At 58.0% G+C, this 23,854-nt stretch carries 24 protein-coding genes; 10 read left to right on the top strand and 14 right to left on the bottom strand.

Annotation, left to right across the window (positions count from 1 at the left end; all coding sequences use genetic code 11):
* Positions 1 to 2: 2 nt before the first annotated feature.
* Genes Q0915_RS04830 through Q0915_RS04800 form a run of 7 tightly spaced genes read right to left on the bottom strand, consistent with a single transcriptional unit; the run spans position 3 to position 6,794 of the window.
* Positions 3 to 1,034 (bottom strand): branched-chain amino acid ABC transporter permease, encoded by a 1,032-nt coding sequence (locus Q0915_RS04830; RefSeq protein WP_299474012.1) that lies wholly within the window; start codon positions 1,032 to 1,034, stop codon positions 3 to 5.
* Positions 1,031 to 1,927, bottom strand: a complete 897-nt coding sequence (locus Q0915_RS04825; protein WP_299474009.1) for a branched-chain amino acid ABC transporter permease — start codon at positions 1,925 to 1,927, stop codon at positions 1,031 to 1,033. The genes Q0915_RS04830 and Q0915_RS04825 overlap by 4 nt, the downstream gene beginning before the upstream one ends.
* A 1-nt stretch (position 1,928) precedes the next feature.
* Positions 1,929 to 2,669, bottom strand: coding sequence for an ABC transporter ATP-binding protein (locus Q0915_RS04820; protein ID WP_299474006.1), 741 nt, complete (start codon positions 2,667 to 2,669; stop codon positions 1,929 to 1,931).
* A gap of 17 nt (positions 2,670 to 2,686) precedes the next feature.
* Positions 2,687 to 3,841: an ABC transporter substrate-binding protein gene (locus tag Q0915_RS04815; RefSeq protein WP_299474003.1), complete on the bottom strand. Its 1,155-nt coding sequence runs from the start codon at positions 3,839 to 3,841 to the stop codon at positions 2,687 to 2,689.
* 25 nt (positions 3,842 to 3,866) lie between these two features.
* Positions 3,867 to 4,592: an ABC transporter ATP-binding protein gene (locus Q0915_RS04810; RefSeq protein ID WP_299474000.1), complete on the bottom strand. Its 726-nt coding sequence runs from the start codon at positions 4,590 to 4,592 to the stop codon at positions 3,867 to 3,869.
* Positions 4,592 to 5,902, bottom strand: a complete 1,311-nt coding sequence (locus Q0915_RS04805; protein ID WP_299473997.1) for a glutamine synthetase family protein — start codon at positions 5,900 to 5,902, stop codon at positions 4,592 to 4,594. The genes Q0915_RS04810 and Q0915_RS04805 overlap by 1 nt, the downstream gene beginning before the upstream one ends.
* Positions 5,892 to 6,794 (bottom strand): MurR/RpiR family transcriptional regulator, encoded by a 903-nt coding sequence (locus Q0915_RS04800; RefSeq protein WP_299473994.1) that lies wholly within the window; start codon positions 6,792 to 6,794, stop codon positions 5,892 to 5,894. The genes Q0915_RS04805 and Q0915_RS04800 overlap by 11 nt, the downstream gene beginning before the upstream one ends.
* A 57-nt stretch (positions 6,795 to 6,851) precedes the next feature.
* Here Q0915_RS04800 and Q0915_RS04795 point away from each other — a divergent pair, with 57 nt between their 5' ends.
* Together Q0915_RS04795 and Q0915_RS04790 are read left to right on the top strand one after the other, a co-directional pair.
* Positions 6,852 to 7,643: an N-formylglutamate amidohydrolase gene (locus Q0915_RS04795; protein WP_299473991.1), complete on the top strand. Its 792-nt coding sequence runs from the start codon at positions 6,852 to 6,854 to the stop codon at positions 7,641 to 7,643.
* Positions 7,640 to 8,281, top strand: a complete 642-nt coding sequence (locus Q0915_RS04790; RefSeq protein ID WP_299473988.1) for an isochorismatase family cysteine hydrolase — start codon at positions 7,640 to 7,642, stop codon at positions 8,279 to 8,281. The genes Q0915_RS04795 and Q0915_RS04790 overlap by 4 nt, the downstream gene beginning before the upstream one ends.
* Positions 8,282 to 8,350: 69 nt before the next feature.
* On the opposite strand, the gene Q0915_RS04785 is transcribed toward Q0915_RS04790, so the two are convergent.
* The 3 genes from Q0915_RS04785 to Q0915_RS04775 all read right to left on the bottom strand — a co-directional run bounded on the left by Q0915_RS04785 (position 8,351) and on the right by Q0915_RS04775 (position 11,057).
* A complete protein-coding gene (locus tag Q0915_RS04785) occupies positions 8,351 to 9,214 on the bottom strand; it encodes a sugar phosphate isomerase/epimerase family protein (RefSeq protein WP_299473985.1) in 864 nt (287 codons plus the stop codon).
* The gene (locus Q0915_RS04780) at positions 9,211 to 10,119 is read right to left on the bottom strand and encodes an NAD(P)-dependent oxidoreductase (protein WP_299473982.1); all 909 of its coding nucleotides are present in this window, start codon (positions 10,117 to 10,119) and stop codon (positions 9,211 to 9,213) included. The genes Q0915_RS04785 and Q0915_RS04780 overlap by 4 nt, the downstream gene beginning before the upstream one ends.
* 233 nt (positions 10,120 to 10,352) lie before the next feature.
* Positions 10,353 to 11,057, bottom strand: a complete 705-nt coding sequence (locus tag Q0915_RS04775; RefSeq protein ID WP_299473979.1) for an FCD domain-containing protein — start codon at positions 11,055 to 11,057, stop codon at positions 10,353 to 10,355.
* Between the two features lie 268 nt (positions 11,058 to 11,325).
* Here Q0915_RS04775 and Q0915_RS04770 point away from each other — a divergent pair, with 268 nt between their 5' ends.
* From Q0915_RS04770 to Q0915_RS04735, 8 genes are all read left to right on the top strand, one after another.
* Positions 11,326 to 12,441 carry a mandelate racemase/muconate lactonizing enzyme family protein gene (locus tag Q0915_RS04770; RefSeq protein ID WP_299473977.1) on the top strand — a complete coding sequence of 372 codons (1,116 nt, stop codon included), beginning with the start codon at positions 11,326 to 11,328 and terminating at the stop codon, positions 12,439 to 12,441.
* A gap of 190 nt (positions 12,442 to 12,631) precedes the next feature.
* Positions 12,632 to 13,669, top strand: a complete 1,038-nt coding sequence (locus Q0915_RS04765) for a TRAP transporter substrate-binding protein (protein ID WP_299473975.1) — start codon at positions 12,632 to 12,634, stop codon at positions 13,667 to 13,669.
* 257 nt (positions 13,670 to 13,926) lie between these two features.
* Positions 13,927 to 14,778 (top strand): TRAP transporter small permease, encoded by an 852-nt coding sequence (locus Q0915_RS04760; RefSeq protein WP_299473973.1) that lies wholly within the window; start codon positions 13,927 to 13,929, stop codon positions 14,776 to 14,778.
* The gene (locus Q0915_RS04755; protein WP_299473971.1) at positions 14,778 to 16,406 is read left to right on the top strand and encodes a TRAP transporter large permease subunit; all 1,629 of its coding nucleotides are present in this window, start codon (positions 14,778 to 14,780) and stop codon (positions 16,404 to 16,406) included. Before Q0915_RS04760 ends, Q0915_RS04755 begins: the two co-directional genes overlap by 1 nt.
* A gap of 11 nt (positions 16,407 to 16,417) precedes the next feature.
* The gene (locus Q0915_RS04750; RefSeq protein WP_299473969.1) at positions 16,418 to 17,365 is read left to right on the top strand and encodes a phytanoyl-CoA dioxygenase family protein; all 948 of its coding nucleotides are present in this window, start codon (positions 16,418 to 16,420) and stop codon (positions 17,363 to 17,365) included.
* A gap of 39 nt (positions 17,366 to 17,404) precedes the next feature.
* Positions 17,405 to 18,487 (top strand): Gfo/Idh/MocA family oxidoreductase, encoded by a 1,083-nt coding sequence (locus tag Q0915_RS04745; RefSeq protein WP_299473967.1) that lies wholly within the window; start codon positions 17,405 to 17,407, stop codon positions 18,485 to 18,487.
* Positions 18,488 to 18,514: 27 nt separating this feature from the next.
* A complete protein-coding gene (locus Q0915_RS04740) occupies positions 18,515 to 19,414 on the top strand; it encodes an NAD(P)-dependent oxidoreductase (protein WP_299473964.1) in 900 nt (299 codons plus the stop codon).
* An 11-nt stretch (positions 19,415 to 19,425) separates the two neighbouring features.
* Complete coding sequence (locus Q0915_RS04735) at positions 19,426 to 20,346, top strand: DMT family transporter (RefSeq protein WP_299473961.1); 921 nt, start codon at positions 19,426 to 19,428, stop codon at positions 20,344 to 20,346.
* Between the two features lie 25 nt (positions 20,347 to 20,371).
* On the opposite strand, the gene Q0915_RS04730 is transcribed toward Q0915_RS04735, so the two are convergent.
* Genes Q0915_RS04730 through Q0915_RS04715 form a run of 4 tightly spaced genes read right to left on the bottom strand, consistent with a single transcriptional unit; the run spans position 20,372 to position 23,830 of the window.
* Positions 20,372 to 21,295 (bottom strand): SMP-30/gluconolactonase/LRE family protein, encoded by a 924-nt coding sequence (locus Q0915_RS04730; protein WP_299473958.1) that lies wholly within the window; start codon positions 21,293 to 21,295, stop codon positions 20,372 to 20,374.
* A complete protein-coding gene (locus tag Q0915_RS04725; protein WP_299473955.1) occupies positions 21,295 to 22,038 on the bottom strand; it encodes a cytochrome b561 domain-containing protein in 744 nt (247 codons plus the stop codon). Before Q0915_RS04725 ends, Q0915_RS04730 begins: the two co-directional genes overlap by 1 nt.
* Positions 22,035 to 22,907: a carbohydrate ABC transporter permease gene (locus Q0915_RS04720; RefSeq protein ID WP_299473952.1), complete on the bottom strand. Its 873-nt coding sequence runs from the start codon at positions 22,905 to 22,907 to the stop codon at positions 22,035 to 22,037. Before Q0915_RS04720 ends, Q0915_RS04725 begins: the two co-directional genes overlap by 4 nt.
* Positions 22,907 to 23,830 carry a sugar ABC transporter permease gene (locus Q0915_RS04715; protein WP_299473949.1) on the bottom strand — a complete coding sequence of 308 codons (924 nt, stop codon included), beginning with the start codon at positions 23,828 to 23,830 and terminating at the stop codon, positions 22,907 to 22,909. The genes Q0915_RS04720 and Q0915_RS04715 overlap by 1 nt, the downstream gene beginning before the upstream one ends.
* Positions 23,831 to 23,854 lie beyond the last annotated feature (24 nt).

Raw genomic sequence — 23,854 nt, 5'->3', positions numbered from 1 at the left:
TCCTAGAAAGTCTTGCGAGCGAACAGCGTCTCGATTTCCCGGTTCCCCATAATACCCGTCGGTCTGAACGCCATTGTCAAGACAATGACGGCACCGAGCGCGATTCCGGAAAGCCCGAGCGCTTCGGGCAGCTCTATGCCAAGCAGCACGGGTCCCGTTTCCAGATATCTGACGCCTTCCAGGCCGAACGAAATCAGAAACGTTCCGAGGACCGCGCCGGTAACGGTCCGCATGCCCCCGAGGATCAGCATCGCAAGGGTCAGGAACACATGGTTGAAGTAGAAGGGCCGCGCGGAAATCGTGCCAAGGAAATAGGCATAGCAGATACCGGCGACAGCCAGGATAACCGCACCCAGAACCCAGGCGATCAGGCGCAGCTTGTAGATCTCGACACCCATCGCGGCTGCGCCGACCTCATCGTCTGCGCTGGCCCTGAGCTGGATACCCCAGCGGCTCTCCCGGAACAGCCGGCACACGATTACCGCCAGGATGGCGATGCCCACCACCCAGGCGAGGTCGAACACCTGCGGAATGCCGAAAAACGCCTGATTCCCCTTGAAGATATCTGTCCGGTAGAGGAACACCGCATGCACGATCACCAGAACGGCGAGCGTCACGATGGTCGCACCGATACTGGTCAGACGGACAATGAAAAGGCCGAGCAGAAAGGCCAGTACCGCGGTGATCGCGATGGCGATGGCGGCGGAAAGCACCGGGTCGAGCGAAAAGTCGGCAAGGCCCCACGGGGCGGCCGGCAATGAAATCTTCTTGATGTTTTCCGGCGTCACGCACAGGGCCGCGGCATAGGCCCCGATCCCCATGAAAGCGCTGTGCGAGAGATTGGTGATCCGAGCATTTCCCATGAACACCTGCAGGCCGAGAACGACAATCAGATTGACATAGGCCGAGTACACGAGACGGATCTGGTAACGCGAACCGAAGTAGAGCGTTGCCACTCCAACCGCTACGAGAACGGCCGCAAGCAATGCCGCCCCGACAAGGCCGGATCGCTGGCTCGCACTCAACCGGATCACAGCTTGTCTCCCTTCTCGACCGCTGGAGACAGAATACCGTCCGGCCGCCAGATCAGGATCAGCGCCACGATCATGAACACGAAGGCATCGGTCATCCCGCCGAGGCTCTGCGGCAGCATGACCAGCATCGCAACCTCGACGGCCCCGAGCAGAAACCCGCCAAGCACGGCACCTGGCAGACTTCCGAAGCCCCCGACCACACAGGCAACAAACGCTTTCAGAACAGGATCGAATCCCAGATGCGGATCGACGCTGCCGCGCCGGGCCATGATGAAGATGCAGGCAAGTCCGGCCAGAAGGCCCGAGATCAGGAAGGCCATCGCAAACACGCGGTTTGCCTTGATGCCGGTGAGCCGCACCATCTCGAAATCGAGGGACGCTGCCCGCACGGCCAGCCCGAGAACGGTGCGGCGCAGAAACAGCATCAGGGCGACAATGACGACAATCGTCGTGAGCGTTTCGAAGACCTGAAGCGAGGCGAGCCGTATTCCCGCAATCTCGATCGGCCAGTCGAGAAAATAGAGCGAAGTGACAGCAATCGGACGCGGTGACACGAACATCAGGAAAATGTTCTGCAGCACGATGGAAACACCGAAGGCGGTCAGAAGCCCGGTCGTCGGATCGGCCTTGCGCACGGGCCGGAAGGCGACCCGCTCCAGCGTGAGCGAGGCCAGCATCGCGGCAATGATCGCACCGGCCATCACGATCACCGGATTTCCGATGGCCAGCGAGGCAAAGGCAACCATCGTGTAGCCTCCGACCGCGATAATCTCGCCATGGGCGAAGTTGACCAGCCCCATGATCGAGAAGACGATCGCAAGGCCGAGCGCCAGCAGCGCGTATTCGGCACCGAAACTGAGTGCGTTCAGCGTCTGCTGAATGACATATTCCATATCAGGCGACCCCCGTCAGCTCTGCCATCAGCTTGTCGCTTTTTCCAAGTTCATCCGCGGTTCCATGCGCCACGATCCGGCCTGAACTCATCAGATAGGCATAATCCGCCAGCCTGAGCGCCTGGGTCGCATTCTGTTCAACCAGCAGGATCGTCATGCCCTGGTCTTTCAATGTGCCGATCAGATCGAAGATCTGGCGGACAATCTTTGGCGCAAGCCCGAGGCTCGGCTCGTCCAGCAGCAGGATCTTGGGTCTCGCCATCAGTGCCCGGGCAATCGCAAGCATCTGCTGTTCACCGCCGGACAGCGTGCCGGCTGCCTGGTCCCGGCGCTCGGCAAGGATGGGAAAGAGCGAAAACCAGTGATCGATGTCCCTGCCCTTTTCCTTCTGATCTTTTTGTATGGCCGCGCCCAGCGTGAGATTTTCCAGGATTGTCAGGTTGGAAAAAATGCGCCGTCCTTCCGGGGAAACCGCGATGCCCGAGGCTATGCGTGCTTCCACACTATCGCCTGAAATCTCGCGTTCCTCGAATCGGACGGAACCGGTTGCGCGCGCAATTCCCGTGATCGCGGAAATGGTCGATGTTTTTCCGGCACCATTCGGTCCCAGAAGCGAAATGCACTTGCCCCTTTCCACGTTGAGGGAAATGCCGTGAACCGCTTCGATCGGTCCGTGAAAGACATGGAGATCCTGAATGGTGAGCATGCGTTTCGCCTGGCTGGCGCGGCCTTCGTCAACCAAAGGCCGCGCCTGTGTCGTCAGTTCCAGTCCGTTGGAACGTTGGCCGGAATGTCGTTCGTGATCAGAACGCGCTTGCCGTCCTTGTAACCGATGACCGGGATCGTTCGTTGTGCGTAGGTCTTGGTATCCTTGAACGAAATGGAATCCACCGTCAGAACCGGGACACTTTCGGCGGACCGGATCGCGTCCGAGACCGCAGCCGGGTCGAGACTGCCGGCGGTTTCAACACCGAATTTCACCGCCATGATCGTGTCCGCCCCCGTTGCCGGGAACAAGCCGCCGACCTCAAAGCCCATGTCTTCGCATTCCTTCATGAATTTCACGACCGCACTGTCCTCATGGCTGGGCGCGAGCGTTGCGAAGAAGACCTTGTCCAGAAGGCTCGGATCGTCCGACCCGATGGCATCGAGCGAAGGATCGTCGAACCCGTCGGAGCCGATGACCCAGGCATCGATCCCTGCACTGCGCATCTGGCGCACGAGAACGCCCACATCCGGCATGATGGACGAGATGTAGACCGCGTCGGGCGGTGTATCCAGCGCCTTGATCTCGGCGATCTGCGGTGACCAGTCGGACGTTCCGAAGCTGAAGTTGAGTTTGGCCTGCACCTTGCCGCCATTTGCCTCGATCACGTCTCCGAACCAGAGCGGCGTGCGCGCCGACCAGGACCCGCCCTCATCCGATGTGAACAGGACAACGTTTTTCACGCCCTGCTTGAGAGCATGGTTGGCCGCCGCGGTCGCGGTGAACGGGTCGGGAGATACGCCGGTAAAGAAGTTGTCGACGATCCCGGCATGCATTTCCACCTGCGTCGACTGCGGCTGGAAGATCGAGACGCCATAACCTGCGGCAACCTGGGCGACCGGGATCATCGTGTCGGAGAACGGGATCGTGCCGAGCATGACGACGCCATCGTCCAGGAACTTCTGGGCAAGCGACACGGCTGTTTGCGTGTCGGAACCCGTATCCTGGATGAACAATTCGACCGGCATGCCGTTGATGCCGCCATCCGCGTTGATTTTTTCCGCCATGCATTTTGCACCCTGGAATTCAGAGTAAGGTGCATAGTCGCCGGTCATTGGAACCGCGAGACCGATCTTGACGGTGTCTGCGGCGAATGCCGGTCCGGCAGCAACTGCGAGCCCGGCGAGTGTAAGTCCGATTTTCTTCACTGTCCCTCTCCTGTTTTGTGCCGCGTCACGCGGCATTGGAATGGTCCTCGCCCAGATAGGCATCTATGACGTCTTGATTTGTTGTTATCTCTCGGGGCGTACCTTCAGCGATCACGGCTCCCATATTCAGGACCGTGATCCTGTCGCAGAGCGTCATGATGAATTTGAGATCGTGATCGATGACCAGTGTGGCGCAGCCGAAGCGGGTCTTGACCCAGTCAAGCGCTTCGGCCAGCTCTTCCGTTTCCTGCTCGTTCATTCCGGCTGCCGGCTCGTCGAGCATCAGCACCTTCGGGTTGAGCGCAAGTGCGCGCACGATCTCCAGGCGCCTGAGATGGCCATAGGAGAGCGCGTTTGCCGGCATGCGCAGCTTGCCTGCAAGATCGAACCGCTCGACAGCCTCGCCGATCGCGATGCTGTCCTCATGCCCTTCGGACCGCGCAGTGATCTGGGCAACCTCGATGTTCTGCCCGACTGACAGGTTTTCGAAGATGCGAAGGTTCTGGAACGTGCGGGCAATCCCCTTGCGGGTTCTGGCAGCTGCACCCGTTCCGTCAAGTATATCGCCCTCGAGGGACATCGTGCCGCTGGACGGTGTCAGAAGACCGGAGATCAGATTGATCAACGTGGTCTTTCCGGCACCGTTGGGCCCGATCAGACCGCGCACTTGACCCGCAGGCACCTCGAAACTCACATTGCTGACGGCCCTGACACCGCCAAACTGTTTCGAAATGTCATTGAGCACAAGCATCAATAGACATCCTCATAGGCGGCGCATTTCTGCGCTGTGTCCCTTCCCTCGAGAAAGGCCGCCTCGGCCTTCTTGTGCGCCAGGTAGACGGAGGCGAATTCAGGGTCGAACCAGCCGGTCACGATGTCGTTGCGCGCAAATCTTTCAAGCGCATCTTCAAGCGTCGCCGGCAGACGCACAAAGCCTTTCCGGCCAAGTTCTTCCGCATTCAGGAGCGACAGGTCTTCCTCTGTAACCTGGGGCGCAGCCAGTTCTTCCTCAATGCCCTGGCACCCCGCGTGAACGATTGCTGCAAGCGACAGGTACGGCGACGCCGCAGCGTCTGCGGCCCGGTATTCGATGTTGAACTGACGCGCAATCGCGTCCGGCTCCGTTGCCGTCACCGGACAGATGCGCAGGCTCGCCTCACGGTCCTGAAGGCCGAGATTGTTGTAGGCCGCACTCCATCGATGGGGTGTCAAACGCTCATAGGAAATGACGGACGGCGCTGTAAGCGCGAGAATGCTGTCCATGTATTTCAACACGCCAGCGGCAAACGACGCCGTCAGCGGAGAAAGCCCATGGGAACCTGCTGCGTCGTATGTCAGGGGTCCATTGTCACCCATGAAACTCATATGGATGTGGACGCCGTTGCCGACGCTCGACACATCACGAATGGGCGTGAACGTCGCCGTTTGCTCGAACCTGCGCGCGGTCATACGGGCCAACTCGCGCGTGATCACCGCTGCATCGGCCGCCTTCACACCCTCTTCCGGTGCTACGGTCACCTCGAACTGATCCGGTCCGTATTCGCAGATGAAACTGTCCGGTGTCAGGCTGGCCTGCTCCAGAGCGGCCAAAAGTGTTTCTGCAAAACCGGAATACTCGGCATGCCCTTGCAATCCGAACCCCTGATGCAGGAGGGTCGAACCAGCGGCAAATTGGAATTCGTGCTCGAAGGCTGCCAGCAGCCGTGCACCGGTGAGGTCCTTCAGCCGGGACAAAGCGGCACGCAGAATGGAGCGCGTGCAAAACCCCCAGGGCTTGCCGTCCAGCGTATGGATATCCGACAGCATGAAACGCTCAGGTGGTGTGCCATCTTCAAAATCGACGCTGACATCGGCTGACTGATCGGGGACGAGGGCAAGATCGCCGAACGATCCGAAGGGACTGTCGGCGATGGTGTCGAAACAGGTGATCTGCACGTTTGTCGGAACCCAGCCCATGCCGCGTTCGCACCGCTTGTTCAACTGGTCCGCCGGAAAGGCCTTGCCGCGGGTTTTCCCGGAAAGATCAGACGTTGCGGCGAATATCATCGGCTTACGTATCATGTCCGAGCTCCTGCCTCCCCTCCGTCAGGGCGTCCCACGCCGATACGCGCTTGCTGTGTTTGGTCCAATCAGCCTCCGCAACCCGCGTCATGATTGCCTCCATCAGCGTGAAGCCGGCTGCATAGCTGTCCCACACGGTACCGCTCTCTACCGGAACAGCGAGCGTTTCGCGCGCATGGGTCACGGCGGGCGACAGCCATTTGTCCGTCAGCACGACAACATTCGCCTTCCTCTCGTTGGCCGCAAGCTTCGCCAGGTCAGTGACCGTTCGCTGGTATCGGCGGAAATCAACGACGAAGAGCACGTCCTTGCCGCGCATTTTCAATAGGCTGTCGGGCCAGGTTTCAGGGTCGGGGTCGATATGAAAGACATCGTCGCGCAGCCGCTTCAGATGACGGCTGAGATGCTGTGCCACCAGATCACTCACACGTCCGCCCATCACGAAGATCCGCCGGCCCGGATCACTGAGCAGATCGCAGACACGTTCGAACTGAGCGTCGGTGATGCTCTGTGCCATTTCATCTATGAGCGCGTTGGCACGTCGCGTGAAATCACCAAGAAACGATCCGTCGACTTCGCGTTCGACCACCATCAGTTCGATAGGGGAACGCTGGCTTGCTTTCAGCTCCTGGATCAGCTTGCGCTGAAAGTCCTGATAGCCCTGAAACCCCAGTTTCGACACAAACCGCGAAATCGAGGGAGACGATATACCCGTGCGTTCGGCGAGAACCTGAATGGGTTCCAGACCGGCAAAGGGATAGTCCGACAAGAGCGTTGTCGAGAGCTTGCGCTCTGCCCCGGTCAACGCTTCCGAAGTCCCGGTTATCAGATCGCGGATTGTGCTGTGAGCCACCATGTCACGCACAGTGAGCTGATAAAAAAATCTTGTCAAGCTTTCCAATTTGTGACGAAATGAAAAAAGATTATCAAAACCCCTCTGGAGCTCCACATGCTCAAGGAAGCGGCATATTCCGCGGAAAATATGGGCAAAACCTTCCTCTCCGACTCCGATCCGGAGCCGGTTGAGTGCATCAGGGGGCGCGCGGACGCGGACGTGGTGCTTGTGTGTGAACATGCCGGGCGCGCGATACCCAAAGGGCTCGGCAGCCTCGGGCTGACGCCGGCAGATCTGGACCGGCACATTGCCTGGGATATCGGAGCGCTTGCCGTTTCGGAGCGGATTGCGGCAAATCTCGGCGCAGATCTGATTAAACAGCGCTATTCACGGCTCGTCTATGACTGCAACCGCCCTTTCGACGCGCCCGACGCGACGCCTGACGTCAGCGAGGATATTGCGATCCCCGGAAACAAGAACCTTTCGCCTGAGGAACGGTTGATCCGCAAGCGAACGATCTTCGACCCCTATGATGCCGCGTTAACGGCGATACTGGATGATCGCCCGAAACGGGCGGCCTTTGCCATCCACTCCTTCACGCCGGTCTATCTCGGCAAACATCGCCCCTGGCATCTGGGTCTTCTTTCAAGGATGGACCCAGAGACCGCCGATATCATCGCGGCAACCATGCAAAGACGCGACAACCGGATGCTTGTCGGCAAGAATGTCCCCTACATGATCGAAGAAGACAGCGACTGGTTCATCCCGCGCCATGCGGAACCGCGCGGCCTTGCACACTGCCTGATTGAAATACGCAACGATCTTATCGACACCGAGGAAGGCCAGGATCTTTGGGCCGGTCATCTGACCGCCGCCTTCAAGGACGTCCTGGAGAAAAGGAAATGATGCTCACACGCGAAGTGCCGCTTTTGCCGGAGCAGTCCGGCCTGCTCTTCATAGACGTCCAGAACTTTGCCGCGCATCGCAGGGGTGCGGAATTCGACGGACTGTCCGACGAGGAGTTCGACCGGAAATACGGCTGGTTCTTCTCGGAAATGAAGACCCGCGTGGTGCCGAACATGCAGCGGCTGCAGAAGGCCTGCCGCGAGCGCAACGTCGAAGTGATGTACACAACGATCGAAAGCCTCACGAAAGACGGGCGCGACCGCAGTCTCGATTACAAGATCACGGGTTTCAATGTCCCCAAGGGTTCCTGGGACGGGAAGGTCATCGACGAGCTGGAACCGGGAGACGATGAGATCCTCTTTCCCAAGTCCTCCTCCTCCGTCTTCGTCTCCACGCATATCCACTACGTGCTCGGCAATCTTGGCATTCGGCAGCTTGTGATCAGCGGCATCGTCACCGATCAGTGCGTTGAAAGTGCGATCCGCGACGCCTGCGATCTCGGCTATCTGGTCACGCAGGTGACAGATGCCTGCCTGACCTACACCCGTGAAAGACATGACAACTCCCTGAAAACCATCAAGGGGTATTGCCGCCAGGTCACGACCGACGAGTTGATCGCGGAACTGGAAAACACGTAACCGGCGTGTCGTTTGAAAGGCCCGGCGCTGACTTCAGCGCCGGGCAGATGATCGGCAGAACCCGTCACCTTATCCGAAGAGTTTCCTGAACCGGTCGATACACAGGCGGAACCCGGCCTCGAAGTCGCCGTTGCCAGGATGGTAGACGCTCTCGAAGGAGATGACACCGTCATAGGCATCGGCCTTCAGAGCAGCGGCCATCGGTTCAAACATATCCGCAAGCTGCCCCTCGCCCATGCGCTTCACCTCAAGCGTGGCACGAGGCGTGTCGACAAGAACGTCCTTGATGTGGACATGGCCGAGATAGCCGCCTTTCAACTCATTGTAGCCATCCGGATAGGCCTGCTCGTGGCACCAGCAGTTGTTCGCCGGATCCCACAGGACCTTGAGCGCGTCCTTGGCATTGAGGTCGTCGATCAGCTTGCGTGCGGTGTAGTTGGAGTTGACCATCGTACCGTTGCCGGTTTCCACGACAAGCGTCAGCCCCTCCGATCTTGCTAGTTCGACAGCTGGAGCGATCAGGGGCAGGCTTGCATCCCATGCGCCCTTGGCGACATTCCACTTTTCAGCGCCACCTTTCCCCCAGAGGATCTGTTCCTTTTTGTTGGTCATGATCCGGACCAGCGGCGAACCAAGCTCATGCGCCATTTCCATGACACGCTTCAACGCATCCATATGTGTGGTATGGAGCGCATCTCCCGGCTTGTTCGCCGTTGTCATGCCGGCAAAGACATGCCGGGACAGACAGCTGACCGGTTTGCCGTGTTTTTCCAACAAGGCCTTGATCCCGGCAATCTCCTGGGCCGAGTGATCACCGACTTCCTTTTCGCCGACGAACTGCAGCTCCGCATAGTCGAGACCGAACTCATCCATCACGGTCAGCGCGTGCGCGAGATCACGGCTGATTCCGTCGCAAATGACACCGAGTTTCATGCTTTCTTTGCCTCCTCGCGATGGAGTTCAGCCCCGATGATTTCTTCAATGACCCGTGTGCAGATCCAGTTGTCGCCATTCGGGTATTTCGTCTTGCCCGCGTGGAAGATCTGCATGGCGGCAGCGGCCGTGTGAAGCGGCACGCCAAGTTCTTCCCCCAGGTTCATCGAAATGGTGAGATCCTTGTGCATCGTGTTGATATGACTGCCGGTGCCCTCGAACTGCCTGTCGATGATTTTCTGCAAGGCATTGTTGACGACGCCGCATCCGGCCGAAGAGGTCGAGAAGACGTCGAGTATGACCTGTCCGGGAACGCCGGCCTTTGCTGCAAGCGCAGCCGCTTCGAAAGTGGCGGAGAACTGAGCCCCTATGAGGGACTGAAGGCACGCCTTGACCGTCTGACCGTCGCCTGCAGAGCGTCCTACCCGGTGAATGTTTGCCGAAACCGCCTCCATCACGGGTGCAAATTCGTCCAGAACCGCATCTGGTGCGGCCGCCATCATCGTCAGGGTTCCGCCCTGCGCCCCGGGGAACCCGCCCGAAACGGGTGTGTCGATCAGGTGGATCCCGCTGCCGTCAAGCATTTCGCCGACTTCGCGCCCTTCCCGGGGTTTGATGGTTGCCGAAAGTATGATCGCGCTGCCGGGCGCCATTGTCTCTCGCAGGCCGCCTTTTCCGAAGATCACATCTTTGACCTGATCGCCGTTCATGACCATGACAAAAACCGCATCGGATCCATTACCGACAGCGCCGGCGCTCTCCGCGGTCTTCCCGCCCATGGCGGCAAATGCATTCAATCTGTCAGGAGAAAGGTCGAAGCCCTTGGTTTCAAACCCATTTGCGATCAGGTTCTTAGCGAGCCCAGAGCCCATGTCACCCAATCCGATAACACCAGTTTTCTGCATCCAAAATCCTCCGGTTGCACAACGTACACAGCCGGCAAAACGCGTCTGCCGGCATCGATATGCGGGATTTCAAACAACGGCATCGAATAGTTGGCCGCGCCGGGCGGGTCCGGAAGACACCCGCTGCCCATAGCTGTTTCGCCGCATCTGCTCAGTTGCCGGGGCAAAGGAGAGACTGGAACCGCTCTTCAAAACGGGTTGGGAGCGATCAATCCAGGCGCGGCGCGTTTGATTTAGAACGTCTCCTCCACATAACTCCAGGCAGCACTCAGATGCGCGATTAGAGCTTCTTCAGCACGCGCAGGATCCCTCTCCAGGATGGCATCGTAAATGGCCTTGTGATCCAGATAGACGGACCTGTTGTGGTCATCGGATCGCGTCATCCGCGCCCAGTTCGGCGACAACCAGGACGTGAAGCCCTCATGCATTGCCGGAAAAATCGGATTGTTGCCGATGCGATAAAGGACGCCATGGAAGGCGATATCCGTTCGGAAAAACTCTTCAGAGTGGTCCAGCGCCTTTTCGTTGGCAAGAAGCGCGGCCTTGAGATCCGAAATGTTCTCCTTGGTGGCGTTGAGCGCCGCATCCCTGACCAGGCCGCGCTCGATAAACACTCTGCTTTGATAAAGGTTCTGAACCCCTCCAGGCTCGTTCAAGAGGTAGCGGACAATTGTTCCGGTCGCGCTCAACAGCGTTCCGTAATCCGGCTTTCTGACGATGGGCCTGAAGCGTGGGCGCAATTCAATCAGTCCACGGTTGGCAAGCGACGAGATGGCTTCGCGGACCACTGTGCGAGACGTTCCGAATTCTTCCATGAGGTCACGTTCGGGCGGAAGCGGCTTGTCATTCTCCAGCTCGCCTGACGTTATGCGTGCTTCCAGGGCGGTCACAATAACGTCCGCAGCACGCTTTCCCCCCTGGTTGTCCGGTATCGCCACGGTTTCCAATTTGATTGTACCAAACTCGTGTTTGCTTTGACCACAATGCTATGCGCCCGCCCTAACCGAAGCAACCCCCTCCCGGCAACACCCAAAAATCAACAAAAGAACCTATAAAAAATAGACACTTAGCATTTTTTTTAAATCGATTTAACTCGAGTGCCGCCAAACGCCCTTGACTCGTCTTTCAATTCGCGCTCTCCTCACCGAACTTGGTCAAACCAAATAATAAATTACGAAGTGTTCTTGGCGTCTTGGGAGGGATACCTTGACAACCATCGTCAGTGTATCCGTCAGGTTGTTTCACATTCCGCTCGCCGAAATTTTGGTGGATGCCAAACACGGCGACCATACCCATTTTGAACTCGTAACCGCGACCGTCATCCTCGCCGATGGCCGGGAAGGAACCGGCTACACATACACCGGCGGCAAGGGTGGCCACGCGATCGCAGCGATGATCGAACACGACCTGGCACCGTTCCTGGCCGGCAAGGACGCCGGCAATGTGGAAGCGCTCTATGAAGCGATGCAATGGCACGTCCATTATGTCGCGCGCGGAGGAATAGCTTCCTTTGCAATCTCGGCCCTCGACATTGCGCTTTGGGATTTGCGCGGCAAAGCCGCCGGCCTGCCGTTGTGGAAAATGGCAGGAGGCAAGGGACGTAGCTGCAAAGCCTATTGCGGCGGCATCGACCTGGCATTCCCCCTGCCCAAGCTGCTTGAAAGCGTTCAGGGCTATCTCGACCGCGGCGTCAACGGCGTGAAAATCAAGATCGGGCAGCCCGGGCTGGAACAGGATGTCGAGCGTGTCGCCGCCGTTCGAAACCTGATTGGACCGGACACGGCGCTTATGGTCGATGCCAACTATTCCATGAGCGTCCGTGAGGCCATCGAAGCAGCTCACGCCTTCGAGCCGTTTAACATTCTTTGGTTCGAGGAACCCATTATTCCGGACAATTACAAGGGTTATGCGGAGATCGCAGAAACCACCGGCGCGCCCCTGGCAATGGGTGAGAACCTGCACACAATTCACGAGTTCGAATACGCTCTTGAGCAATCCGCGCTCAGTTTCATTCAGCCGGATGCCTCCAATTGCGGCGGCATTACAGGCTTCCTGCAGGCGGCCAGGCTCGCGGGCATTCACGGCACACCCGTGTGCAGCCACGGCATCCAGGAATTGCATGTAAGCCTGCTTTCAGGCCTGGGAAGCGAAGGGTGGCTGGAAGTGCATTCATTTCCAATCGAACACTACACCGAGCGCCCGCTTCAACTGGATCAGTCACGAGCGGTTGCGCCGGACGAGCCAGGCGTAGGTGTCACTTTCGATTGGACAAAACTTGAAGCAGAGGATTTGCTGTCCGTGGGACAGCGGGGAGCGGCATAATGCGGAACGGTGTATCCACCCGCACGCACAACGACTGTCGGAGCCGTCCTGGGAGTGACGGCGAAGGGGGTAAGCAGCTCCGTCGCGGCATTCATGCCCGGCGGAGGAAACGGCTGGAAAACCAGCAAACAGGGCCTACGGCAACATAAAAGCCGCAGGCCTTTTTGGAGCAACTTGGGAGGAATAAGGTATGCTCAAGAAACTAACGAGAACTATGCTTGCAGGCGTGGCAACAGCCGGTCTCGCGCTCTCCATGGGCGCTGTGACGGATGCCAGCGCGCAAGACAGCACGAAGCTGCGCATCCAGACGCACTTCTCCACGGAAACGCTCTCCGGCCAGATGGCTCAGGAGTTCATCGACGACGTCACCGCCATGTCAAATGGTGAGATCGAAATCGAGATGTTCTTCGCGTCTTCCGTCGTGAAGTCCGCCGAGACCTTTGACGCCGCAGCAACGGGTATTCTCGACTGCGACATGACGGGTGGCGCGTACCAGACCGGTAAAAACCCGGCGTTCCAGTTCGCAGGCGACCTTACCGGTGGCTATCAGAACCCTTATCAGCAATATGCGTGGCTGCTGCACGGCGGCGGTTATGACAAGCTGAACGAGCTTTACAACGCCAACAATATGGAATTCATCGGCTGGTGGATCCCGGGCCCTGAGTCCCTGTCCTCGACCAAGTCCTTCAAAGGCGTCGATGACCTGAAAAACTGGAAATTCCGCTCGCCTCCCGGCGTGATCACGCTGATCTTCGAAAAGCTCGGCGCATCGCCGATTGTGATGGACTTCAACGAGATCTTCACGGCACTTGAGACAGGTATCATTGACGGTGCGGACGCTGCCAACATCACCAACAATGTCGGTCTTGGCCTCTATGACATTGCAACGGAAACCAACTACCCTGGTTTCCACTCCATGCCGGCTGACCACCTTGCCTGCCGCAAGGACGTCTGGGACGCGATGCCGGATCACCACAAGGCGATCCTGAAGGTCGGAATGCAGGCACTTGGCCTGAAGAATTCCACCATCAACGAAGTGAAGAACGCCCAGACGGCGAAGGAACTCCGTGAAAAAGGTATCGCACTGAACACCTGGTCCGACGAGGATCTGGCGATCTACCGTCAGGCCGTGCAGGAATCCTGGAAGGAATTCGCGACCACTCCGGAATCTCAGGAGCTTCTGGAAAGCCACCTGCAATTCCTGCGTGACCTGGGCGCAATGCAATAAGCCACAGGGCTAGTTGAATGAATGTGGCGGCAGGAAACGCTTCCTGCCGCCACTTTCGACCCCTCACCCCTTGAGCTGCAACACTTACAGGGACAAGCTGCCCGCCGAGGTACACCCTGCTGGTGATCAAAGGGACGGCATGGCGAACTGCGCAGCGTGTTTTGAAGGGGTTGAAACGAGCCGTCGTAAACTGCGACGTGAATAGAATTTAAAAGGATAATACACGTGCGGACCGGCATGTTTCGATGGGGGAAAAGATGACGGAGCAAAAGTCTGGCGGACTGCGAGAGTGGACACTTCCAGTCGCGTTTGCAGTTTGCGCGGGTTGGATCATCTGGCATGGTCCCGCCTATATTCTCGACTTTTTCCCTCATGCCAATGAGAGCATGACCGCGCAGATCACCGAATTGCACCAGCGCAAAGACGTTTCGGGCGGATTGCCCGGCCTGTTTGGCGGGACGATGGACTTCATCGATTGGGCGGCCTTGCTGCTTCTACCCGTTCTTCTGATAGTCGGCATGCGCAGCGTTGTTCATGCCCAGATGGAATATCCGGACTACACGCGGCTAGATTATTTTGCCCTGTTCATCGGCCGCGTTGTCATGTTGCTGATCATCATCATGACCCTGGTGATGCTTTACGAGGTCTTTCTGCGCTACGTGATTGAAGCTCCGACCTTGTGGGCCAACGAACTGACACTTTGGATCGCCGGCTTCGTATTCCTGTTGTCAGGGCTGTATGCGATGCAGCAACGCTGTCACATCCGCATTTTCATTCTTTACGACATCCTGCCGAGACCGCTTCGGCACGCCTGCGATGTCATATCGGTGGCCATGATCTGCCTGTTCGCCTTTTTCCTGGTCTACGGAAGTTACAAGCAGGTCTTCGCTATCAAGTTTCACCGTTGGGAAATGTTCGGGACCGCGTTCGATCCGCCGATCCCTGCGACGATCCAGCCGATGATCCTCGTCGTCGTCGTCCTCGTCGCCCTACAAGCCGTCGCAAATCTGATTGCCGACTGGAACAAGCAGCCCACCGAAATGGAAGAGCCCGACATCATCGATGAAGAAGAGCTCGAAGCAATCAAGAAAAGCGTGGGTGCAAAGTAATGGACGTCGGCACGATTTCAATTGTCCTTGTATTCGGACTTCTTTTTCTGCTCGGCATAGGCATGCCGCTCGGCTTCGCGTCGGCCATTCTGGCCGCGCTGGTCATGATCATGAAGTTCGAGCCCACGCTGCTGACCGACCCGACCAGTTTCGGCACGGGTCTCCTGACCAGCAACCCGGGAACAGGTCCGCTTTATCTGCTGACGCAGAAAATCTTCGACCTGATGACGGAGTACGTACTCATATCCGTGCCCTTGTTCATCTTCATGGCAGCGCTTCTTGAACGATCCGGCATTGCCAAGCAGATGTATGACAGTCTCGACTTCTGGCTGAGCCGGGCGCGCGGAGGTGTTGCAATTGTTACCTCGATCATGGCGGTCCTGATGGCGGCCATGTCGGGTATCATCGGTGGCGAAGTGGTGCTGCTTGGCCTGATCGCGCTGCCGCAGATGCTTCGCCTCGGTTACAATCAGAACCTTGCGATCGGAACAATCTGTGCTTCCGGCTCACTCGGTACCATGATCCCGCCATCTATCGTTCTGATCATTTACGGTCTCATCACCGAGACATCGATCAAAGCGCTGTTCACCGGCGCCTTCATTCCCGGCTTTATGCTGGCCAGCTTCATCATGATCTACATTGTTGTGCGCACGCAGCTGGACCCGTCTCAGGCCCCCCTTCCCGAGCCGCGCGAAGGCGATCCGGAGGGTGGTGAAAAGCTGCTGATGTTCGGCGGATTTGTCAGCGTGGTCGTTTCCGGCGTGATGGCGATCCTGATCGCCCGGATCGCCTTTTTGACGGCGATGGGACGGAACGATCCCTCGGTTGAGGCCTTCGAGCCGCCTCCCCTTGGGATGGTCTCCGACCTCCCCTGGCTGATCGGTATCGGCGCTCTGGCACTTCTGTTTATCTTCATGGTAGCCGGACGCCAGCGAACCGCCTCCGGCTGGGAACACGGCAAGGGCCTCGTGCCGCCACTCGCTGTTATCGGCATCGTGCTTGGGTCCATCTACGGCGGTGTCACAGGTATCACCGAGGCAGCCGGAATGGGCGCGGTCGCGGTCTTCTGCATTGCCCTTTTCCGCGGCGAAGCGTCTGTCGACCTTCTGTGGGTCTCCATGATGCGGACCCTGCGCTCCACCGGGACCATCATCTGGGTGACCATTGGTGCAGCGACACTTGCCGGCGCCTACACGCTGGCTGGTGGACCCACCTATATCGCCCAGCTCATCATTGGCGCGGAAATGCCGACGATGCTTGTGATCCTCACGATGATGGTGATCCTGCTCTTCATGGGCGCCTTCATGGACTGGGTCGGTATCGTCCTACTCATCATTCCGGTCTTCCTGCCGATCGTGAAGCGGTTGCCAATCGATGAAATCGGCTTTCTCGGCACATTGTCACCGCAGCATGTCGCCATCTGGTTCGGCGTCCTGTTCTGCATGAACATGCAGGTAAGCTTCCTTTCGCCGCCATTCGGGCCTGCCGCCTTCTATCTGAAGTCGGTTGCACCGGCGCATATATCGCTTACAGACATTTTCCGAGGATTTCTGCCATTCATCGGAGTACAATTGGTCGCGCTCGCGGTTCTGCTGATCTGGCCGACAATCGTCACTCTGCTGCTTTGAGGACTGACACCATGCTGACGCAAAGCGATATCGAACTGTTTCAGAAGCAAGGTTATCTCGTCGTGGAGGATTTGCTCGACGACACGGCTCTGAACAGGGTCCGTGACGAATACAGCGTCCTGATGAACGATCTATACGATCGGTGGCTGAAGGAGGGAAAGGTCCCCGCACCGACAGCGGACATGGGCTTCTGGGAGAAACTGGACCACTGTTTTCGAGGTGGGTTCGACTGGTACCAGCCTTTCGATATCAGCCTGCCTCATGACGGCATCACCGACGAAACGCCCATGCATTTCGGGCCGGCAGTTTTTCAAATGGCAACCAACAGGAACATTCTGGACTGCGTGGAAGCACTCATCGGTCCCGAGATATCGTCGAACCCTATCCAGCACGTCCGGATAAAGCCACCGCAGAGCGCTGTGAATGCCTCTGAAAGCCGGGCACATGTCATCGCAACCGACTGGCACCAGGACCAGGGTGTCACCTTGCAGGAAGCGGATGACACGACTTTCGTGACCGTATGGCTGGCAATCACCGACGCAACCGTCGAAAACGGCTGTCTTCAGGTTGCCTCGGGCAACTATGGCGAGATGCTCCCGCACTGCTCCAGGTCTCAGGTTGGCATCGCCGAAAAGTTCCTGCCCAGGGAAAACGCGGTTCCAGCCCCGGTGAAGGCAGGCGGCGCGATCATATTTCACCCGTTGACGCCACATGGATCGCTCTCCAACAAGAGCGACGGCTACCGGTGGTCATTCGACCTTCGCTACCACGTGACAGGCCAACCTTCCGGGCGCAGCCATTTTCCAGAGTTTGTCGCACGCTCCCGCAAGCATCCAGAGACGGAGCTGAAGGACTGGCGCGTGTGGCAGAAAATGTGGGAAGACACGCGTCACCGTCTCGCGCATAGTGACCACATTCCGCAACATCGCTGGGGCAACGACGCACCTTATTGCGCTTGAGCCGATCTCACCAGAAACGACGCACCCTGGAGTCGGGAATTGCACAACAGGACTGATCCCATTCGCCTTTCCGTTATCGGGGCCGGTCTCGTTGGACAACGCCACGCGCGCAATGCCGCCGCTCACCCTGACTTCGAGCTTGCCTGGATCGTCGATCCTGACCCGTCGCGTCAGCACCTCGCCGATGAGCTTGGATGCCGGATCGTGAAATCGCTTGAAGATGTGCCGGCAAACGACTGCGCAGCAGCCATCGTTGCAACACCCAATGCTGATCATCTGCCGACAGGATTGAAGTGTCTCGACCGGAATTGGTCCACGCTGATCGAAAAGCCCGTAGCAGATACCGTCGACAACGGCGAGAAACTGGTCGCGGCATTCGAAGAGCGCAAGCTGCCTCTGCTGGTCGGCCATCATCGCCGATATCACCCGTCCGTTGACAAGGCAATGGACCTGATAAACTCGCAGACCCTCGGCGCCCCCGTCTCCGCATCGCTTATCTGGGCCGTGCGCAAACCGGACAGTTACTTCGAGGCCGGGGCCTGGCGCCGTGACAAGGACGGCGGACCGCTTCTCATAAATTTTATACATGAGGCGGACCTCCTGGTCGGACTGTTCGGTCCTGTCCGGGAAGTTCAGGCCATGGTATCCAGCCATGCACGCGGCAGCCTGATCGAAGACAGCGCAGCCATTCTCATTCGCTTTGCAAGCGGCGTGATGGCCAGTGTGATGCTCACCGACGCGGCATTGACGCCTTGGAGTTTTGAGGGCGCGAGTGGCGAGAACCCTACAATCGCGGAAACCGGAGTTTCGTCCTGGCGCATCGGATGTACTGCAGGCAGCTTTGAATTCCCCGGTCTGCGCGTCTGGACGGATGCAAAGGATGCCGAGGGAGACTGGTCGCGGCCTCTCAAAGATCATACGCTTCAGGTCGCAAGGGTTGACCCGCTGCACGAGCAACTGACGCATTTCGCACAACTCATCAACGGACATGAGTCGGAACCCAAAATTTCGGGCCGTGACGGACTGGAGGCCTTGCGCCTTGTGGAAGCAGTTCGAGCGGCCGCCCAAAGCGGCAGGCCAATACCGGTTACCGCACCCGCATCAAACGCAAAAATTGTCTGATCACTTTATCAGTTGAGGAACAGAGACATGACGAAACCGACGATCGGATTTATCGGCATTGGCCTTATGGGCGCAGCGATGTGCAACCGCCTTCTGGACAAGGGATACCCGCTGACCATCGTAGCAAACCGATCCAGGGAACGGGTGGAGGCATTGGTCTCCCGCGGTGCCGGCGAAGTGAAAAGTGCCAAAGACGTTGCGCTTGCGAGCGACATCGTCATGTTGTGCGTCGATACTTCTGCCTCCGTGGAGAGCCGCATGTATGGTGATGATGGCGTGATCGCCGGTCTCAGCCCGGACAAGATCGTCATCGACTTCGGTACGTCCCTGCCCGCGTCAACGAAAAAAATCGGAGAGGCGGTTGCGGCAGCAAATGCCGTTTATCTCGATTGCCCGATCGGGCGCACCCCCTCTCACGCGCTGGAAGGACTGCTCAACCTGATGTGCTCCGGTGATGCAGGTGCGTATGCACGCGTTGAGCCTGTCCTGAAGGACCTTGGCGAGAACGTCTTCCATCTCGGCGCACTTGGAACCGGACACACGGTCAAGCTGATCAACAATTTCTTCGCTCAGACCGTTGCAAACGGAATGGCTGAGGCGTTCGCGATGGCCGACAAGTCAGGCGTTGACCGCCAGAAAGTCTATGACGTGATGGCCGCCGGTCCGCTCCATTCCGGCATGATGGATTTCGTCAAGGCTTACGCGATTGACGGTGACCCGAACAAACTCGCCTTCTCGATCCGCAATGCGCGAAAGGACGTTGGATATTATACCGACATGGCGGAAAGCCTCGGCGTGGAATCGATCATGGCGAACGGGGCCAAGACAGCGCTCGACATGTCGATCGAATCCGGCCGGGGTGACGAATTCGTGCCGTTGCAGGTCGACTTCTTCGCCGAGCAATTCAAAACCGGTGAAAAGGGCTAAGCCCGAACGCAATGGCGCGCTTTGCATCCAAGGCCCTGGAGGACAAGCCGTTCGTCGGCATCCTCCTGATACTTATCGCAAATCTGATGTTTGCCTGTATTGACACGAGCTCGAAATGGCTGGGCGTCCTGGGACTGGGCGCCCTGCAATTGTCGTTCATGCGCTATTTCGGACACTTCGTGATTTCGCTGGGTCTGTTTGCCGCCAGTGATTTCGATTTCAGGCAACTGCGCTGCGAGAGGATCTGGCTCGTGGTGTTGCGCGGCGCGCTTCTGACGGCGTCCACCGTCTTTAACTTCGCGTCGCTGCGCTATCTGCCCCTGACACTGACATCGACCATCCTGTTTTCTGCTCCGATCATGATCTGCGTGCTGTCCTGGCCGCTTTTGCGTGAACCCGTCGGGCTGATACGCTGGTCTGCCGTGGCGGTCGGATTTGCCGGCGTCGCAATTGCGATCCGTCCGTTCGACGATGACTTTCATGTTGCCGTCTTGTTGTCTTTGTCGGCCGCCTTCTGTTTCGCGCTCTATTCCATCCTGACCCGAAAGCTTGCAGGAACCGTTCCTCCGGATACCATGCAATTCTATACGGGTCTCGTTGGGACCTTCGCCCTTGTTCCATTCGCCATCGCTGAATGGCAGAACCCCGCCACCGGCTTTCAGTGGGGTGTCCTGATCGGATTGGGCATTCTGGGATGGGTGGGACACCAGTTTCTGACCAACGCGATGAGCCTGGCGCCGGCCAATCTGCTGATGCCTTTCGGCTATGTGTTCATTCTTTACCTGACCATCTCCAGCTATCTGGTTTTCGATCAGCTGCCGGATGAATGGACTGTCCTCGGCGCATCAATCATCATCGCATCCGGCTTGATCATCTTTTACCGGGAAAGAATGCTCTATACCCGCCGGAAAACGGCAGAGGCCGAACGCTAGCTGGCCGAAAAACCGGAATAAACTCCTATTTGACCCCGTTCACATTCAGATAGATTGAATAGAGCGAACTTGTGCCGGCAATGAACAGCCGGTTCAGTTTTGGGCCGCCGAAACAGACGTTGCCGACCAATTCCGGAATGCGCACCTTGCCGATCAGGACGCCATCGCCATCGATGCAATGAACGCCATCTGCGGCTGAGCTCCAGATCCTTCCCTCACGATCAAAACGGAAACCGTCGAAAATTCCGGCAGTGCATCTTGCGAAAACACTACGATCTCCGAGGGACTTTCCGTCTGCACCGACCTTGAACTTCTCGATATGGGCCGGACCGTCCTCATCGTGCGTTATGCCGGTGTCCGACACGTAGAGCCAGTTTTCATCCGCGGAAAATGCAAGGCCGTTCGGCTTGAAAAAGTCGGACGCGACCAGATCAACGCTGCCGGTTTCCGGATCGGCTCGGTAGACGTTGCAGGCCCCGATTTCGCTCTCTGCGCGATCACCTTCATAGTCCATCAAAATGCCGTAGGAGGGGTCGGTGAACCAGACGGATCCGTCGGACTTCACAACGACGTCGTTTGGCGAATTCAGCCTTTTGCCGTTCCAATGGGAGGCAATCACCGAGACAGAACCGTCGTGTTCCGTCCGTGTCACGCGGCGGGTCAGGTGTTCACAGGTGACAAGGCGTCCCTGGGTGTCAACGGTATTGCCGTTGGCATTGTTCGATCCGCTGCGAAATTCCGAAACGGAGCCGTCGGTTTCGTCCCAGCGCATGATGCGGTTGTTGGGAATGTCCGACCAGACAACGTAGCGCCCGGCGGGAAACCACGCTGGCCCTTCGGACCAGCGCGCACCTGTCCAAAGGCGCTCAACCCGCGCATGTCCCACAAAACAAGCTTCAAATTCCGGCTCGATGACTTCAAAGCCGGTTCCTTCCAAAACGCCAAACATCACGTTTCCCGCTGCTTATCAAACGACTGTTGAGGGAAGTCGGGCCGTCTTGTACCCCACCCCTGCTTTTTCATCCGGTTACCCGGGTGTTCAGATCCGGGCCCCCAAATGGCCTGATAGGTGTCCATCGCCCGCCCTTGCCGCTGCAGGTGAACAGAAACAACTGCAAGAGCTGTCCACCAGATCGACAGACCGAGCCACATCCAGTTTGGCGCATTTGCCACCCACATGCCACTCGCGATCGCTCCGATCATGAGGATGAGCGCAAGGTATCCGCAACTTTTGTGGACGGCCTCGAAGACCAGCCGGTGCTGTGTCATCTCGTAGTGATCGCCGCGCAAAGATCCGTTCGATTTCTGGTCTGTCGGCCCGCCCTTGCTGCCCCGGAAAATGCCGGAAAGAGCCTGAACCGCGGCTAGGAAAAGCACGGAGTACCCAAACAGCCGGTGCAGGGTCGCCGTGCCGCTGTTTTGCGATGACATCCAGATAAGAACCAGGCCGATCACGGACAGGATGACGACCATGGTCTGCGACATCCAGTGGGCACGCCACCAGGTCTTGCTGTCCAGCTCCCGGGGCCAGTCCTGTCCCGGCAGAACCTTGAAAAACCGCGCCATCATGATTGCAAGAGGAGCAAGTATCCCCCAGCCGAGAACCATGAAGCGGGCATGCCAGGAAAGGGCAAGGCCGATATCATGTGATCTGGCCGGATCAATCGGGGATATCAGCCACTCCAGGATCATCCCTTGACGGCTCCTGCCGTCATGCCGGTGATGATCTGCTTGGACGCCACGAAGGTGAACAGGATCGGGGGAATGGCAAGCAGCATACCCGTCGCCATGATGACACCCCAGTTGATGTCGTATTCCGTGATCGAATTGACGATGGTGACCGGCACCGTTCTCGTCGACCGGCCTGACAGCGCATTAGCCAGAAGGAACTCGTTCCAGGCGATGCGGAAGGTGAAGATCGCGGCGGCGGCGAGCCCGGGCTGAATGATCGGCAGGACGACCAGAAAGAAGACCTGGAACGGGTTGGCACCGTCCATGCGCGCGGCTTCTTCAAGCTGGATCGGCACCTGTACAATGAAGCTCTGCAGGATCCAGATCACGAAAGGCAGGTTCATAGCCGTATAGATCAGGATGATGCCGGCATAGGTCTGATCCAGACCGTATTGAAACGTCCAGATCCCGAAAACAGGAACCAGCAGAACAGCCGGCGGAACCATGCGCATCAGGAGTGTCGTCATGGAGACCGCGCCGCGTCCCATGAACTTGAACCGTACAAGCGCATAGGCGGCCATGCATCCGATCGTCAGGGTCAGGCCGGTTGAGATGAGGCCGACAATAAGCGAGTTGACGAGCGCGCGCCCGAAGGTCGGGTCGCAATAGTCGACATGCGCCGGTTCGTACCAGAGAAAGTTACACAATACCGTCTCGTAGTTCTTGATCGTCGGTGAGAAGAAGAATGCCGACACAGAAGCGTCATAGACATCGACATTGGTCTTGAACGACGTTGCCAGCATTAGCGCAATCGGACCGACGCTCATTACCACAAGCGCAGCGATAAGAGCGTAGAAGGCCGGGTTCTGTTTTTCCGTTTGAGCGGACATCAGTCGTCGTCCTTTTCGGCGGCTGCGCGTTGGCGTGCGACACGGGCTTCCTGAACGCGGTTATAGGCAAACATCCCGATGGTCAGCGCCATCAACAGCATCAGAAGGAGATTGGACATGGCAGCCGCCTCCCCCAGTTCCTGGAATTCCTGAGCCGTGCGGAAAATCCGTAGGGCGAGAATTTCGGTCGACAGGCCGGGACCGCCATTGGTGAGTACGAGGATCACCTCCAGCACCTTGAAGGCGTCAATCAGGCGCAACAAAAGCGTGACGATCAAAACGGGCATCATGAGCGGCAGCTTGATCAGCAGAATTTTCTGCCATTCGCTCGCGCCGTCGATTTCCGCCGCTTCCAGCGCCGAACGCGGCAGTGACTGCATGGCCGCGAGGGCAAGAATGAAAATAAAGGGCGTCCATTGCCAGACATCGGCAATCACGATGGCGATGAATGACCATGTGCTGTCGGACAGCCAGGGTACGCCCTCAAAGCCCATGCTCTTGAGTGTGCGGTTAAAGATGCCAACGGTCGGATGATACATGTAGCGCCACATCAGACCGACCACGATCGGCGCGATCATCATTGGCAGGATAAAGACGGTCCGGAGCACTGCCATGCCTTTGAGGTTCCGGTCCAGAAGCAGAGCCAGACCGACCCCCAGGAACATCTCGAGCGTCACGACGATCGCGGCAAACCGAATGGTAACCCAGAAGCTCTCGCGAAAGGCTTCATCACCCCAAAGATTTACGTAATTGCGGAAGCCGATGAACTCGGCCTGCCCGATCCGCTGGCTCGGGCTCCAGTCGAGGAAACTGGCATAAACCATGTAGCCGATCGGATAGAGCAGCGCGAAAACCAGGATCACACCTGCAGGCGCCAGAAACATGTAAGGGGTCAGCCGATTGGCTTTGATCGCAACGCTCATTGCAGATCACTTTCAGTGAGGATT

Origin of the sequence: uncultured Roseibium sp., assembly GCF_947494555.1 — a bacterium.
In the GTDB taxonomy this organism is placed as follows: Bacteria; Pseudomonadota; Alphaproteobacteria; order Rhizobiales; family Stappiaceae; genus Roseibium.
This window is presented reverse-complemented; position numbering and strand designations above follow the sequence as displayed.

Bases quoted from the DNA above. Each gene is read 5' to 3' on its own strand.
- Q0915_RS04750 (WP_299473969.1), top strand. From the start codon at position 16,418: ATGCTGACGCAAAGCGATATCGAACTGTTTCAGAAGCAAGGTTATCTC.
- Q0915_RS04735 (WP_299473961.1), top strand. From the start codon at position 19,426: ATGGCGCGCTTTGCATCCAAGGCCCTGGAGGACAAGCCGTTCGTCGGC.
- Q0915_RS04825 (WP_299474009.1), bottom strand. From the start codon at position 1,927: ATGGAATATGTCATTCAGCAGACGCTGAACGCACTCAGTTTCGGTGCC.
- Q0915_RS04730 (WP_299473958.1), bottom strand. From the start codon at position 21,295: ATGTTTGGCGTTTTGGAAGGAACCGGCTTTGAAGTCATCGAGCCGGAA.
- Q0915_RS04740 (WP_299473964.1), top strand. From the start codon at position 18,515: ATGACGAAACCGACGATCGGATTTATCGGCATTGGCCTTATGGGCGCA.
- Q0915_RS04795 (WP_299473991.1), top strand. From the start codon at position 6,852: ATGCTCAAGGAAGCGGCATATTCCGCGGAAAATATGGGCAAAACCTTC.
- Q0915_RS04765 (WP_299473975.1), top strand. From the start codon at position 12,632: ATGCTCAAGAAACTAACGAGAACTATGCTTGCAGGCGTGGCAACAGCC.
- Q0915_RS04755 (WP_299473971.1), top strand. From the start codon at position 14,778: ATGGACGTCGGCACGATTTCAATTGTCCTTGTATTCGGACTTCTTTTT.
- Q0915_RS04760 (WP_299473973.1), top strand. From the start codon at position 13,927: ATGACGGAGCAAAAGTCTGGCGGACTGCGAGAGTGGACACTTCCAGTC.
- Q0915_RS04785 (WP_299473985.1), bottom strand. From the start codon at position 9,214: ATGAAACTCGGTGTCATTTGCGACGGAATCAGCCGTGATCTCGCGCAC.
- Q0915_RS04790 (WP_299473988.1), top strand. From the start codon at position 7,640: ATGATGCTCACACGCGAAGTGCCGCTTTTGCCGGAGCAGTCCGGCCTG.
- Q0915_RS04780 (WP_299473982.1), bottom strand. From the start codon at position 10,119: ATGCAGAAAACTGGTGTTATCGGATTGGGTGACATGGGCTCTGGGCTC.
- Q0915_RS04725 (WP_299473955.1), bottom strand. From the start codon at position 22,038: ATGATCCTGGAGTGGCTGATATCCCCGATTGATCCGGCCAGATCACAT.
- Q0915_RS04715 (WP_299473949.1), bottom strand. From the start codon at position 23,830: ATGAGCGTTGCGATCAAAGCCAATCGGCTGACCCCTTACATGTTTCTG.
- Q0915_RS04805 (WP_299473997.1), bottom strand. From the start codon at position 5,902: ATGATACGTAAGCCGATGATATTCGCCGCAACGTCTGATCTTTCCGGG.
- Q0915_RS04720 (WP_299473952.1), bottom strand. From the start codon at position 22,907: ATGTCCGCTCAAACGGAAAAACAGAACCCGGCCTTCTACGCTCTTATC.
- Q0915_RS04810 (WP_299474000.1), bottom strand. From the start codon at position 4,592: ATGCTTGTGCTCAATGACATTTCGAAACAGTTTGGCGGTGTCAGGGCC.